The organism is Mycobacterium sp. IDUB_5 (genome assembly GCF_055419565.1).
On the sequence record NZ_JBVAXX010000008.1, the window covers coordinates 191,810 to 205,418 of the forward strand.

General features: G+C 68.7%; 13 protein-coding genes. 2 read left to right on the forward strand and 11 right to left on the reverse strand.

The features are described 5' to 3' along the window. Positions 1 to 21: 21 nt before the first annotated feature. Genes meaB through mutA form a run of 3 tightly spaced genes read right to left on the reverse strand, consistent with a single transcriptional unit; the run spans position 22 to position 5,125 of the window. A complete protein-coding gene (gene meaB, locus ACZY1G_RS25370; protein ID WP_463817871.1) occupies positions 22 to 1,008 on the reverse strand; it encodes a methylmalonyl Co-A mutase-associated GTPase MeaB in 987 nt (328 codons plus the stop codon). Then, complete coding sequence (gene scpA, locus ACZY1G_RS25375; protein ID WP_463823936.1) at positions 1,009 to 3,267, reverse strand: methylmalonyl-CoA mutase; 2,259 nt, start codon at positions 3,265 to 3,267, stop codon at positions 1,009 to 1,011. It lies immediately after the preceding gene. Between the two features lies 1 nt (position 3,268). Next, positions 3,269 to 5,125 carry a methylmalonyl-CoA mutase small subunit gene (gene mutA / locus ACZY1G_RS25380; RefSeq protein WP_463817868.1) on the reverse strand — a complete coding sequence of 619 codons (1,857 nt, stop codon included), beginning with the start codon at positions 5,123 to 5,125 and terminating at the stop codon, positions 3,269 to 3,271. A gap of 69 nt (positions 5,126 to 5,194) precedes the next feature. Between mutA and ACZY1G_RS25385 the strand changes: the two genes are divergently transcribed. Continuing rightward, positions 5,195 to 5,968 carry a TVP38/TMEM64 family protein gene (locus ACZY1G_RS25385; RefSeq protein ID WP_463817867.1) on the forward strand — a complete coding sequence of 258 codons (774 nt, stop codon included), beginning with the start codon at positions 5,195 to 5,197 and terminating at the stop codon, positions 5,966 to 5,968. On the opposite strand, the gene ACZY1G_RS25390 is transcribed toward ACZY1G_RS25385, so the two are convergent. The 3 genes from ACZY1G_RS25390 to ACZY1G_RS25400 are packed head-to-tail and all read right to left on the reverse strand — an operon-like array spanning position 5,853 to position 7,902. Then, positions 5,853 to 6,185, reverse strand: coding sequence for a DoxX family protein (locus ACZY1G_RS25390; RefSeq protein WP_463818047.1), 333 nt, complete (start codon positions 6,183 to 6,185; stop codon positions 5,853 to 5,855). The two genes, ACZY1G_RS25385 and ACZY1G_RS25390, sit on opposite strands and share 116 nt — an antisense overlap. Before the next feature lie 50 nt (positions 6,186 to 6,235). After that, positions 6,236 to 7,453, reverse strand: coding sequence for an SPFH domain-containing protein (locus ACZY1G_RS25395; RefSeq protein WP_463817866.1), 1,218 nt, complete (start codon positions 7,451 to 7,453; stop codon positions 6,236 to 6,238). A 14-nt stretch (positions 7,454 to 7,467) separates the two neighbouring features. Continuing rightward, entirely contained in the window at positions 7,468 to 7,902 is a 435-nt protein-coding gene (locus tag ACZY1G_RS25400) for an NfeD family protein (RefSeq protein ID WP_463817865.1), read from the reverse strand. A gap of 59 nt (positions 7,903 to 7,961) precedes the next feature. Between ACZY1G_RS25400 and ACZY1G_RS25405 the strand changes: the two genes are divergently transcribed. Next, on the forward strand, positions 7,962 to 8,819 hold the full coding sequence (locus tag ACZY1G_RS25405) for a hypothetical protein (protein ID WP_463817864.1): 858 nt from the start codon (positions 7,962 to 7,964) through the stop codon (positions 8,817 to 8,819). Here ACZY1G_RS25405 and ACZY1G_RS25410 read toward each other — a convergent pair. The 5 genes from ACZY1G_RS25410 to ACZY1G_RS25430 form a co-directional block, all read right to left on the reverse strand. Beyond that, a complete protein-coding gene (locus ACZY1G_RS25410; protein WP_463823985.1) occupies positions 8,816 to 9,778 on the reverse strand; it encodes a ferrochelatase in 963 nt (320 codons plus the stop codon). The two genes, ACZY1G_RS25405 and ACZY1G_RS25410, sit on opposite strands and share 4 nt — an antisense overlap. A gap of 97 nt (positions 9,779 to 9,875) precedes the next feature. Further along, complete coding sequence (gene inhA / locus ACZY1G_RS25415; protein ID WP_463817863.1) at positions 9,876 to 10,685, reverse strand: NADH-dependent enoyl-ACP reductase InhA; 810 nt, start codon at positions 10,683 to 10,685, stop codon at positions 9,876 to 9,878. 41 nt (positions 10,686 to 10,726) lie between these two features. Continuing rightward, positions 10,727 to 11,506 (reverse strand): 3-oxoacyl-ACP reductase FabG1, encoded by a 780-nt coding sequence (gene fabG1, locus ACZY1G_RS25420; RefSeq protein ID WP_463817862.1) that lies wholly within the window; start codon positions 11,504 to 11,506, stop codon positions 10,727 to 10,729. A 76-nt stretch (positions 11,507 to 11,582) separates the two neighbouring features. After that, on the reverse strand, positions 11,583 to 12,593 hold the full coding sequence (locus tag ACZY1G_RS25425; protein WP_463817861.1) for a VWA domain-containing protein: 1,011 nt from the start codon (positions 12,591 to 12,593) through the stop codon (positions 11,583 to 11,585). Beyond that, positions 12,590 to 13,597: a VWA domain-containing protein gene (locus ACZY1G_RS25430; protein ID WP_463817860.1), complete on the reverse strand. Its 1,008-nt coding sequence runs from the start codon at positions 13,595 to 13,597 to the stop codon at positions 12,590 to 12,592. Before ACZY1G_RS25430 ends, ACZY1G_RS25425 begins: the two co-directional genes overlap by 4 nt. Positions 13,598 to 13,609 lie beyond the last annotated feature (12 nt).

Sequence of the window (13,609 nt, forward strand, 5' to 3'; positions counted from 1 at the left end):
CGGAGTTACCGATTCGTTAATCTAACGATTTGCCGGTCGCTCGGCGATGTCCAGGATCTGCTGCGCAGCGAGCGTCGGCGTCAGCTCACCGTCGCGCACCGCACGCTCCACCTCGGCGCGGCCAGCCCGGACCTCGGGGTGCGACAACACTCGGTCGAGGACGGCGTCGCGCACCATCGACCACGTCCATTCCACCTGCTGGGTACGCCGCCGCGCGTCGAACTCTCCGGCGTCGGTCAGCACGTCCCGGTGCCGCAGCACCGTCGCCCACATCTCCTCGAGACCGGTGCCCTCCAGCGCGCTCATCGTGAGCACAGGCGGGCGCCACAGCGTCTCGCGGGGATAGAGCAACCGGATCGCACCGGCCAGCTCACGTGCTGCCGCCTTTGCCTCGACAGCGTGTCCGCCGTCTGCCTTGTTCACCACGACGACGTCGGCTAGCTCCAGGACGCCCTTCTTGATGCCCTGCAGCGAATCCCCCGTGCGCGCCAGCGTCAGGAACACGAACGTGTCCACCATGTTGGCGACGGTCACCTCGGACTGCCCGACCCCGACGGTCTCCACCAGGATCACGTCGTACCCCGCCGCCTCCAGCAGCACGATGGTCTCCCGGGTGGCCTTGGCGACCCCGCCGAGCGTCCCCGAGGTCGGCGACGGACGGATGTAGGCATCCGGATGCACCGCCAAGCGCGCCATGCGGGTCTTGTCGCCGAGGATCGAGCCCCCAGTACGTGTCGACGACGGGTCGACGGCCAGCACCGCGACCCGATGCCCCTGCTCGATCAGGTACATGCCGAGCGCTTCGATGGTCGTCGACTTGCCCACCCCGGGAACCCCGGTGATGCCGACGTGTAGCGCGCTACCCGCCTCGGGCATGAGCTCGAGCAGCAGCTCCTGGGCGCGTTCCCGGTGATCGGCGCGGGTCGACTCGACCAGCGTGATCGCCCGCGCGAGCGCGGAGCGGTCACCGCCGCGCAGCGCTGCAGCGAGTTCGACGGGTGAGCTCATCTAGCTCAGCGTGTAGCCCAGGCGCTCGCCGAGCTTGTTCAGCAGACCGATCGCGGCGTCGGCGATCACGGTGCCCGGTGGGAAAATCGCCGTGGCACCGGCGTGGTAGAGCTCCTCGAAATCACCTGGCGGAATGACCCCGCCGACGACGATCATGATGTCCGGCCTACCGACCTCGGCCAGCGCATCGCGCAGCGCGGGCACCAGCGTGAGATGTCCCGCCGCCAGCGACGACACCCCGACCACGTGCACGTCGTTGTCGGCGGCCTGGCGCGCCACCTCCTCCGGCGTGGAGAACAACGAACCGACGTCGACGTCGAAGCCGATGTCGGCGAATGCCGTCGCGATCACCTTCTGTCCGCGGTCATGACCGTCCTGGCCCATCTTCGCGACCAGGATGCGAGGCCTGCGGCCATCCGCCTCGGCGAACTTCGCCACCAGTTCGGTGGCGCTACTGACGTTGCTGGCCATGCCCACCTCGTCCCGGTACACGCCGGCGATCGTCCGGATCTCGGCCTGGTGCCGTCCGTACACCTTCTCCAACGCGTCGGAGATCTCACCGACTGTCGCCTTGGCGCGCGCGGCGTCGATCGCCAGTGCCAGCAGGTTGTTACCCAGGCCGTCATCTCCGGCGCGGCCGGACGCCGCTGCGGCACGTGACAATTCGTCGAGCGCGGCTTGCGTGGCGGCATTGTCACGCTCGGCGCGCAACGACTCGAGCTTGGCGATCTGCTCGGCACGAACCCTGCTGTTCTCGACCTTGAGGACCTCGATCTCGTGATCCTCGTCGACCTGGTAGCGATTGACTCCGATCACCGTCTGCTGGCCGGAGTCGATGCGTGCCTGGGTGCGCGCGGCGGCCTCCTCGATACGCAGTTTCGGGATGCCCTCGTCGATCGCCTGGGCCATACCGCCGTGCTCGGCGACCTCACGAATGTGCTCGCGAGCCTTCTCGGCGAGCTGATGGGTCAGCCACTCCACGTAGTACGAGCCGCCCCAGGGATCGATCGGGCGGGTCGTGCCGGACTCCTGGGCCAGCAGCAGCTGGGTGTTGCGGGCGATACGCGCCGAGAAGTCGGTGGGCAGCGCGAGCGCCTCGTCGAGGGCATTGGTGTGCAGCGACTGGGTGTGCCCCTGGGTGGCGGCCATCGCCTCGACGCACGTGCGGGCGACGTTGTTGAACGGATCCTGGGCGGTCAGCGACCAACCGGACGTCTGCGAATGAGTGCGCAGCGACAGCGATTTCGGATTCTTCGCGCCGAACTCGGCCACCAGCTCGCTCCACAGCAGCCGCCCGGCGCGCAGCTTGGCGACCTCCATGAAGAAGTTCATCCCGATGCCCCAGAAGAAGGACAGCCGCGGCGCGAACTTGTCGATGTCCAGCCCGGCGTCGAGGCCGGCCTTGAGGTACTCGACGCCGTCGGCCAGCGTGTACGCGAGCTCGAGATCGGCCGTGGCCCCAGCTTCCTGGATGTGATAGCCCGAGATCGAAATGCTGTTGAACTTGGGCATTTTCACGCTGGTGTAGCCGAAGATGTCCGAGATGATGCGCATCGAGGGCTTCGGCGGATAGATGTAGGTGTTGCGGACCATGAATTCTTTGAGGATGTCGTTCTGGATGGTCCCGGCGAGCTTCTCCGGCGGCACACCCTGCTCCTCGGCGGCCACCACGTACAGGGCGAGGATCGGCAGCACCGCACCGTTCATCGTCATCGACACCGACACCGACCCCAGGTCGATGCCGTCGAAGAGCTGCCGCATGTCCAGGATGGAGTCGATCGCCACGCCGGCCATGCCGACGTCACCGGCCACCCGGGGGTGGTCGGAGTCGTACCCGCGGTGGGTCGCCAGGTCGAAGGCCACCGACAGGCCCTTCTGGCCTGCCGCGAGGTTGCGGCGGTAGAACGCGTTCGATTCGGCGGCGGTGGAGAACCCGGCGTACTGCCGGATGGTCCAGGGCTGGTTGACGTACATCGTCGGGTAGGGCCCCCGCACGAACGGCGGCAGGCCCGGCAGGCTGCCCAGCGGGTAGCCCGCCGCGGCGACGTCTTCGCGATCGGCGGCGATGTAGACGGGTCTGACGTCGATACCCTCGGGGGTGGCCCAGTCCAGCTGCTCGGCGGTGTAGCCGTGCGCTTCGGCCGCCGCGACAGTGGCTTCTGCGACCTCGTCACGCGTCGGTGCGGCGACGTCGCCGTCGGCGTGCAGTGGCACCTCGGCGAAACTCCCAAGCTCGGTGCGCTTCTCAGTAGCGGTCATGTCATGCCCCCAATCGGGTCAGCAGATCCGAAAGAACGGACACCGCATCGATCTTCGCGGTCACGTAGCCGTCGGGCTTCGGGTCGGCGTCGGCGACCGCCTTCTCCGGCCCTGCCATCAGGATGTGACGCACCCCGGCGGCGCGGGCCGCTGCCACCACGGCCGCGACCTCCTCCCCGTAACGGGCGTCGGTGCCACAGAGGATCGCGACGTCGGTCGAACCCGCCGCGGAGAGCGCGGCCGCGACGCCGTCGGCCGTGACCGTTCCGGGGTTCACCACGTCGATCCCGCCGGCGGCGAGCAGATTCGCCGCGAACGTGGTGCGGATGTTGTGCTCGGCCAGCGGACCCAGCGGCAGCAGTACCGCGGCGGGCCGAGCCCCGGTGCTGGCCAGGTACGCATCGGAGCGATCACGCAACGCTTCGAAGTCCGCGGCGTACCGATGCACGGTCGGCAACGGATTACCTTGCGGCAACGGCACTTCGGCGAGATTGGGAAACTCGTTGACGCCGGTCACCGCTGTGCGGCGATGGGCGATGTCGACACTGCGGTCCTGGGCGACGTCGGCGATGCGGGCGCGCACCTGCTCGCGTGCGGCTTCGAAACCACCGCCGGCTTCGATCTCTTGGAAGTGTCGCCACGCCGTCTCGGCGACGCTGCGGGTCAGGTCCTCGACGAACCACGAACCGCCGGCCGGGTCCAGCACGCGCCCGAGATGGGATTCCTCGAGCAGGAGCAACTGGGTGTTGCGGGCGATGCGCCGCGCGAAGGTCCGCGCGGTGCCGGGATATCCGCCGTCGATCGAAACGTCGAACGGATGCACCAGAACGGTGTCTGCTCCCCCGACGCCGGCGCCGAACGCCGCCACCGTGGTGCGCAACATGTTCACCCAGGGATCGCGCTGAGCCATCATCGGCAGCGACGTGACCGCGTGCACCGTCGCCGCACCGGCCTCAGGCGCGCCCGCCACCTCGGCCACGCGGGCCCAGAGTTGGCGCACGGCACGCAGTTTGGCGATCGTCATGAACTGGTCGTCGTCAGCGGCGACCCGGAACGCGATCTGGCGCAGCGCGGTCGCGACCGGCAGGCCGGCATCGAGCAACGCCCGCAGGTACGCCACACCCGCGCCGATCGCGGCGGCGAGCTCCCAGGAGGCATTCGCGCCCAGGTCATGCAGCACCGTTCCGTCGACGGTGACCGCGCGCACGTGCCCGTCGAAATCCTGGGAAGCTGCCACGGCGACGGCGGTCACGTCGGCCAGGGTGGGCGCGGCGCGATCGGCCAGCGGCGCGGTCAACGGATCACCGCCGAGATCCACCGACAGGCGGGACCGCTGGTCGTCGTCCAAGCCGGCCAGCATGCCGAGCAGCGCATCGGCAGTCGGCCGGTAGGCTTCGCCGTCGGCCAGCTCGACGACGACGGGCACCAAGTCCAGGTAGACACCGGAGAGGACGCCGGCCAGGTCGGCGGGGTCGATGGCGCCTCGACCGGATTGGCCGCCCACGCGCAGCGACAGAGCGCTGACGCCCTCGGTCAGTCCGAGCAGGATCGCACCGTTGACCTGCTCGACGCCCGACATCTCGGCCGGGAACGCCTCGGCGACCTTCCAACCCGATTTGACGTCACGCAGGGCGTCACCGCCGCGGACGAAGGGCCAGCGACCCGGCAGCGCCGGTTCAGCCAGCTCGTCGGCTTCGGTGTAGAGCGGGCGAATCGCGAAACCCTCATAGGTGTCGGAGTCGAGCAACCGCTCCGGCTCAGCACCCAGCTCGGCCGGATCGCGGCGGCTGGCCTTGGCCAGAACACCCGCTACCGCAGAACGCCATCGGTCGACATCGCCCGTTGTCTGCACAGCCATCAGGCTAAATGATGTTCCTCACGTCGGTGCCGAGAGGTGATCACGGCCCTACCCGTAGGGTGGAAAGCCGTGAAACCCGTCGTCAGCGCGCTACGCACCGTGCCGGCGACCGTGCTCGCCACCCTGCGCACAATGCCTCGGACCCGCCTCCTGGCCATGGTCTGCACGGGTGTGATCCTCGTCGCAGTTGTGGTGCTGGTACCGCTGCCCACCGCCGTGCAGCTGCGCGACTGGGCGACGTCGCTGGGCGCCTGGTTCCCGCTGGCGTTTCTGGCCGCGCACATGGTGGTCACCGTGTTCCCGTTTCCCCGCACGGCGTTCACCCTCGCAGCGGGCCTGCTGTTCGGGCCCTACCTGGGCATTCCGCTCGCCGTCGTGGCGAGCACGCTGAGCGCGGTCCTCGCTGTGCTGTTGGTGCGCGCCGCGGGCTGGCAGCTCAGCACGCTCGTCAGCCACCCGAAAGTGGACGCGTTGGACACCCGGCTGCGCGAGCGCGGCTGGGTCGCCGTGATGGCGATGCGGATGATCCCCGCAGTCCCGTTCTCGGTGCTGAACTATGCGGCGGGCGCCTCGGCGGTGCGGCTGGCGCCCTACACCCTGTCGACCATCGTGGGCCTGCTGCCGGGCACCGCGGCGGTGGTCATCCTCGGCGACGCATTGACCGGCAACGTCAGCCCCATGCTGTTCGTCGTGTCGCTGTGCACAGCCGCACTCGGGGTGGCCGGACTCATCTACGAGGTGCGGTCCCATCGGCGCGCGGCGGCCCCTGAACCGTCATCGCCGAGAACACCGCCAGCAGCGACGACGCCGCCACCAGCCCCGGACTCCAGTCCTTTGCCCTGATGTGGGCGCCGACGGCCAGCGAGAAGTACACCGTCAACATGAAGGTGGTCAGCCGCGCCAGCGCCGGGATTCGGTACACCGACAACAACCCGACCGCGGATGCGGCCTTGACCACCGGCAGCACCGGCCGCACGTTCTCGGGCAGACCCACGGCGTCGAGCGCCGCCCGCACAGGCGGGATCGGGCCGATGCACGCCACCGCGTCGCCGGCCTGCATCGCGGCCAGCGCCGCATAGGCCCGCCGCGAATGCAGCACCGATGCCACGGTCACTGCTCAGGAGCGCCGTGCCGCGGCGCTGCGGGCTGGGTGTATTCGGTCGCCGGTGGCTGTGCCTGTTGCGACAGCGGCGGATACTGCGGCCCGGACCCGAGCGAGCCCGCGACGGGTGTGCGCGCCTCGGCGACCGCCTGGGCCACCGCCTGTGCGATCTCCGGATCGGTCTGGGTGTTGAACCAGTCGGCCACTTCGGCCGAGTCGTCCTCCGGCTTGGCCAGGCCGTCCTCCACCGGGGAGGGCTGGTATCGGAACACGCCGTCGTCGCCGGGAGCGCCGAGCAGCTTGGTGAAACCCTGCAGCGCCGAACCGAAGTCGCTGGGCACCACCCACACTTTGTTGGCCTCACCCTTGGCCATCAGCGGAAGCGTCTGCAGATACTGGTACGCCAGCAGCTCGGGCGTGGGCCGGCCCGCCTTGATCGCGGCGAACGTCTTCTCGATCGCCTTGGCCTGACCCTGGGCCTGCAGGTACTGGGCGGCGCGTTCACCCTGCGCGCGCAGCATGCGGGACTGACGGTCGGCCTCGGCGGCCAGGATCGCGGCCTGTTTGGCACCCTCGGCCGCCAGGATCTGTGCCTGCTTCTGACCTTCGGCCTGCTTGATCGAGGCTTCCCGATTGCCTTCGGCAGTCAGGATCATCGCGCGCTTCTCCCGGTCGGCGCGCATCTGCTTCTCCATCGAGTCCTGAATGGAGGGCGGCGGATCGATGCTGCGCAGTTCGACCCGGGCGACGCGCAGCCCCCACCGGCCGGTGGCCTCGTCGAGGACGCCGCGCAGCTGCCCGTTGATCGAGTCGCGCGAGGTCAGCGTCTGCTCGAGGGTCATCCCACCGACGACGTTGCGCAGCGTGGTGGTGGTGAGCTGTTCGACGCCGACGATGTAGTTGCTGATCTGGTAGACCGCTGCCTGGGGGTTGGTGACCTGGAAGTAGACGACCGTGTCGATGTTGACGGTCAGGTTGTCCTCGGTGATCACCGGCTGCGGCGGGAACGACACCACCCGCTCCCGCAGGTCCACGCGGGCGCGGATCTTGTCCACGAACGGCAGAAGCAACGTCAACTGTCCCGACACCGTCTTGCTGTACCGGCCCAGCCGTTCGATCACCGCGGCCTCGGCCTGCGGAATCAGCGCCACCGACTTCGCGACGATGATGATCGCGAAGACCACCAGCACTCCGAGCAGGACCAGGCCTGCCACCGCACCTTCCACCGGGGACTCCTCACTCAACCGATCTTGGACACGACCGCGGTGGCGCCGTCTATGTGCACGACGGTCACCTGGTCGCCAGGTTCATAGACATCGTTCTCGTTGTACGGGCGCGCCGTCCAGATCTCCCCGGCCAGCTTCACCTGGCCGGCATCTCGGGCCACGCGATCGAGCACCAGCGCGCTCTTGCCCTCAAGGGCCTTCACCGGTTCGGGCAGCCCCGTGCCGGAGTTCAGACGCCGGCGCAGCGCCGGGCGCACCCCGACGAGCAGCAGCACCGACACCACGAGGAACACCAGCCCGTCGGCCCACACCGGCCAGTCCAACAGCCAACTCGACCCCGCAGCCGCCAGCGCCCCACCGCTGAGCATCAACAAGAACAGATCACCCGTCAGCGCCTCGGCGCCAGCCAGCGCCAGCGCTGCGATCAGCCAGATCAGCGGTACGGGCATGACGAAAGCCTAACGTGCGACCGGCCCGAAAAGCGGCTAACAACTACACTGCAGCCATCATGTGGTGTCCCAGTGCAACGCTTTCGGTATGGGCCAACTCCTGGCTGGCCGGAGTCGCCGCGCCCGACGACGTGTTGGATGCGTTATCCCAATGGACGCAATCGCATTCGGTCACGGCCTACGACTCCGTCGCCGCGGACCGGACCGGGCTCCCGTGGCCTGATCTGGACAACGCCGGCGTGATGTCGCTGCTGCAGACGATGCGGATGGTGGCCCGACCGGCGAGCGCGCAGCCGGCGATCACACTCGCCCTGCCGGTACCCGGTGACGTCCGGGGCCTCCCGCCGGGCAGTCAGTTCGGCCGCGATGCAATCTCTGCCGGCGAGGCCATCATCGTCGGGGATGCCCGGGCTGCGATCGGAGTGGTGCCTGACTTCGAATACCCCGACGAGTACCCAGATCCCGTCGACGAGGACGAGGTCGAGCTGGAGCTCTGCGGCCTGTCCTGGACGGTCTACTCGCTGGACTCCGCGCCGGTGAACGCGCACACCGACCTCGGTGAGGCCGAGTACGGTCTGCGCGACGCCGTCCGGTCGGCCGCCGACGCCCTGGTCGCCCTGCGGGCCGGGGCGACGGGCGCCGATGTCGCCGATCCGCGCCGGCTCGTCGAACAAGTACTCGAATCCACACGCGCGCACCGCATTCCCGACCACGCGCCCGAGCGGGCGGTCCGGGTGCTGGAGAACGCGGCGCACGTCGACGCGATCATCACCGTCAGCTCGGGGCTGCTGCCCATCGGGCAGAGCTCGTCTGAGGTGCAATTGGCCACTGATGCGCTGCGTCCGCTGACCGCGGTGGTCCGCTCGGCGCGACTGGCCGCCGTCGACGCGATCCTGCAGTCGGCCTGGCGGCCCTAGGAGCTGCAGTTCGGGGTGCACAGTGCGCCGTTGACGCTGCACCCGTAGCCCGGCACCGGATCCGGTCCGTCGACGCGTGCCGCAGGCAACTCGCGAACCAGTTCGTCCATCAGATCCACAGCCAGGCGCGCGAACCGCGGACTGCTGTTGGGAGTCGTGGCGCGCGCCAACGCGATCCCGGCTGCCTCGGCCTGCTCAGCCAGTTCGCTGTCGAGATCCCACACGACCTCGATGTGGTCGGCCACGAAGCCGACAGGGCAGACGATCACGGCCTTCGTGCCCGCCTCGGCCAGGGTGTCGAGGTGGTCACCGACATCGGGTTCCAGCCACGGCACCTGCGGCGGGCCCGACCGCGACTGCCACACCTGATCGAAATCGGCGTAGCCGGCGGCGGCCGCGACCAGCCGGGACGTGTAACCGACCTGACGCTCGTAGAGGTCCGGGCCGCACCGGTTGGCCGCACGCAGCGGAATCGAGTGCGCCGTGAACACGAGGCGCGCCTCGGCGCGCAGCTCCTCGGGCAGCGTCGCGGCGGCGTCTCGGATCGCGTCGGCGAACATCTCGACCAGCAGCGGATGGTCGAAGTACTGACGCAGTTTGGTCAGCTGCGGGGCTTCCGGGCCTGCGGCGGCACGGGCGCGGGCGATGTCCTCCTGGTACTGCGTGCACCCGGAGTAGCCACCCCACGCCGACGTGGAGAACACCGCGGCACGACGAATCCCGTTGTCGCGCATGTGCGCAACGGTGTCCTCGATGAACGGGTCCCAGTTGCGGTTGCCGAAGTAGACCGGAATGTCCGTGCCGCGAAGGGCCAGCTCGGCCTCGATCGAGGTGATCAGATCGCGGTTGATGCCGTTGATCGGAGACACGCCGCCGAAATGCAGATAGTGCTCGGCGACGCTGGCCAGCCGCTCACGCGGGATGCCGCGGCCCCGGGTGACGTTCTCCAGGAACGGCATCACCTGCTCGGGACCCTCGGGTCCGCCGAAGGACAGCAGCAGCAGTGCGTCGAAGGGATGCGTGCTCACGTTGACCGGTTCCTCGCGCAAGCGCTCGTCACAGCAGCTGGGTGCTCGCCCCGCCGTCGGCGAAGATGATCGTCCCCGTCGTCGCCGGCAACCAATCCGACAGCAGCGCGCACACGGTCTTGGCGACCGGCGTCGGGTCCTTCATGTTCCAGCCCAGTGGGGCCCGCTGGTCCCAGCCCTGCTCGAGCAGCTGCATCTGCGCGCCGGCCTCCTCGCCGAGCGCACCGCCGACGATCGCGCTCATGGCCAGCGTCCGGATCGGGCCGGCGGCAACGAGATTGGAACGGACGCCGACCTTGCCTGCCTCGCGGGCGACGAAGCGGTTCACCGATTCGAGCGCGCTCTTGGCGACCGTCATCCAGTTGTAGGCAGGCATCGCCCGCGTCGGGTCGAAGTCCATGCCGACGATGCCGCCGCCGGGAGTCATGATCGGCAGCACGGCCTTGGCGAGCGAGGCGTAGGAATAGGCGGAGATGTGGATGCCCTTGGCGACGTCCTCGTAGGGCGCGTCGAAGAACGGGTTGATGCCCATGCCGGTCTGCGGCATGAAGCCGATCGAGTGCACCACCCCGTCGATCGTGTTGCCCTCACCGATCTCGGCGGTGATCCGGTCGGCGAGCGTGTCGAGGTGCTCCTGGTTCTGCACGTCGAGCTCGATCAGCGGCGCCGGGTTCGGCAGCCGGTCGGCGATGCGGCGGATCAGCTTCATCCTGTCGAAGCCGGTGAGCACGAGTTCCGCGCCGGCCTCCTGGGCGACCTTGGCGATGTAGAACGCGATCGAGCTGTCGGTGATGATGCCGGTGACGAGGATCCGCTTGCCTGCAAGAAGACCGGTCATTGTGGAGTCCTTCCCTACTTCTGTTCTCGTGGCCTTCTGTTCTAGTGGCCCATGCCCATGCCGCCGTCGACGGGGATCACCGCGCCGGCGATGTAGCTCGCGTCCTCGGACGCCAGGAAGCTGACGGCGCCGGCGACCTCGGCGGCGGTGCCGATCCGTTTGGCCGGGACGAACTCCAGGGCGCCCTTCTGGATGCGATCGTCGAGCGCACGTGTCATGTCGGTGTCGATGAAGCCGGGTGCGACGACGTTGGCCGTCACCCCTGCTTTGGAGAGCTCCCGCGAGATCGACCGGGCCATGCCGATCAGCCCGGCTTTGGCGGCCGCGTAGTTGGCCTGGTTGCCGATGCCCCACATGCCCGACACCGAGCCGATGAAGATGATGCGGCCGAAACGGTTGCGCTGCATGCTGCGCGACGCGCGCTGCACCACCCGGAACGCGCCGGTCAGATTCGCGTCGATGACCTCGGTGAACCGTTCCTCGGTCATCCGCATCAGGAACGCGTCCTTGGAGATGCCGGCATTGGACACCAGCACCTCGACCGCACCCTGATGCGCTTCGACCTCCGCGAACGCCCGGTCCACGGCCGCGCTGTCGGTGACGTCGCATTCGACGCCGAACAGGCCCTCGGGTGCGCCGGATCCCCGGTGCGTGACCGCGACCTTGTGCCCATCGGCGGCCAGGCGCTGCGCGATCGCCAGGCCGATCCCCCGGTTGCCACCGGTCACGAGGACCGAGCGGGAGACGAAAGCGGGACGGCCGTTCTCAGTGCCGTTTTCAGAGCCGTTCTCAGAGCCGTTCTGGGTGGGAGTGTCGCTCACCTGTTCGCTCCTCGAGTGCTCGCCATGACCGTCAACTTAATGCCTGGCCGACTCCACCCAGAAATCGGCACCGCTGTCAGAGAGGCATTCTGCGGTTGACGAGCAGCGCGCACAGAGCGGCGGCGGCGACCAACACCGTGCCCAGCCGCAGCCAGCCGGCGGAGGCGTCACCACGGGTGGTCTCGTAGCCGATCTGCGACTGCAGCGTGGTGTAGACCGTGTTCAGCTCGGCGAGGTTGGAGGCGGTGTATGCCTCGCCGCCGGCGAGTTCGGCGATCTTCTTGAGCATCGCGTCGTCGACGGGGACATCGACACGCTCGCCGTTGACCTCGACCGACCCGGTGGGTGTGCCGAACGCGATCGTCGAGATCGGCACGCCCTGATCCTTCGAGGCGCGGGCAGCGGTGTACGCGCCCTTCGGGTTGTCGGGGTTCGCGGGCACCGTCTCCTTACCGTCGGAGAACAGCACGATGTGCGCAGGCGGCGGTTCGTCCCCGCCGCCGATCACCGCGCCGACGGTGTTGATCGCGGTCAGCCCCGTCAGGATCGCCTCACCCGTCGCGGTCCGGTCGGCCACCTGCAGGCTGTCGATCGCCCGCTTGCTCGCGTCCCGGTTCGTGGTCGGCGAGACCAGCACCGTCGCCGTGCCCGCGTAGGAGATCACGCCGAGGTTGATGCCAGGAGTGAGCTCGTCGACGAACTTCTTCGACGCCGCCTGCGCGGCCGCCAGCCGGGAGGGCTCGACGTCTTTGGCCATCATCGACTGGGACACGTCGATCACCAGCATCACGACCGCCCGGTTCCGCGGGATCCGCTCGTCCTGGGTGGGACCTGCCAGCGCGATCGCGAACACCAGCAGCGCGACGGCCATCAGCGCGGGCGCCACGTGACGTCGACGACCGAGCCGCCGGACAGACACGCTGTCGAGCAGGTCGGTGTTCGCGAATCTCTGCAGCCGCTTGCGGGTCGAGATCTGCACCATGATGTACAGCCCGGCAAGCGCAAGAGCGACGACCAGGAACAGCGCCAACCACCAGAGATGCTGAAATCCCGTCAGCGACAAGGGGCCCAGCAGGGGAAGGGTCATCCGGGCAGCCTCCGATTCAGCAGCAGAGAAGCCAGCGCCGCACCGGCAAGGACCAGGGCCCCGATCCGCAGCCAACCCACACTGGCGTCGCCCTTGACGGTCTCGTAGCCGATCTGTTCCTGGAGGTTGGAGAACACGCCCTTGAGCTGCTCCAGCGTGGAGGCGGTGTAGGAGTCGCCCCCGGAGAGTTCACCGATCTTGGCCAGCATCTCGTCGTCGACCGGAACGGGTTGCCGTTGGTCGTTGATCTCGACGTAGCCGTACGGCGTACCGAACGACACCGTCGAGATCGGGACGCCCTGGTCCTTGGCGGTGCGAGCCGCGGTGTAGGCGCCCTTCGGGGCGTCGGGATTGGACGGCACCGTCTCCTTGCCGTCCGACATCAGCACGATCCGCGCCGGCGGCGGACCGTCGCCGCCGCCCAGCACCGCGCCGACGGTAGCGATGGCCTGCAGCGCGGTGAAGATGCCCTCGCCGGTGGCAGTCCTGTCGGCGAGTTGCAGCCGGTCGATCGCGCTCTTGGCCGCCTCCCGGTTGACGGTCGGAGACACCAGTACCGTCGCCGTGCCGGCGTAGGCGATCAAGCCGAGATTGATGCCGGGGGTGAGCTGGTCGGCGAACTGCTTGGCAGCCTCCTGGGCAGCCAGCAGCCGACTCGGCGCCACATCGGTGGCCCGCATCGACTGCGACACGTCGATCACCAGCATGACGACCGCGCGGTTACGGGGAATCCGCACGTCGTGCGTCGGCGCGGCCATCGCGGTGGTCAACGACAGCAGCGCGAGCACCAGCAGGATCGCGGGCAGATGCCGCCAGCGCCGCGGCTTGACCGGGGCCACGGCCTCGAGCAGTTCCATGTTCGCGAACCGCAACATCCGGCGTTGGCGCCGACGCTGGACGATCACGTAGAACGCGACGAGCGCGGCGACCGCGATCAGGAACAGGAAGAACCAGGGGTGCTTGAATCCCGACAGCGAGATCGGACCGAGCAGGGGCAGAGTCATGCGAGGCGGGTC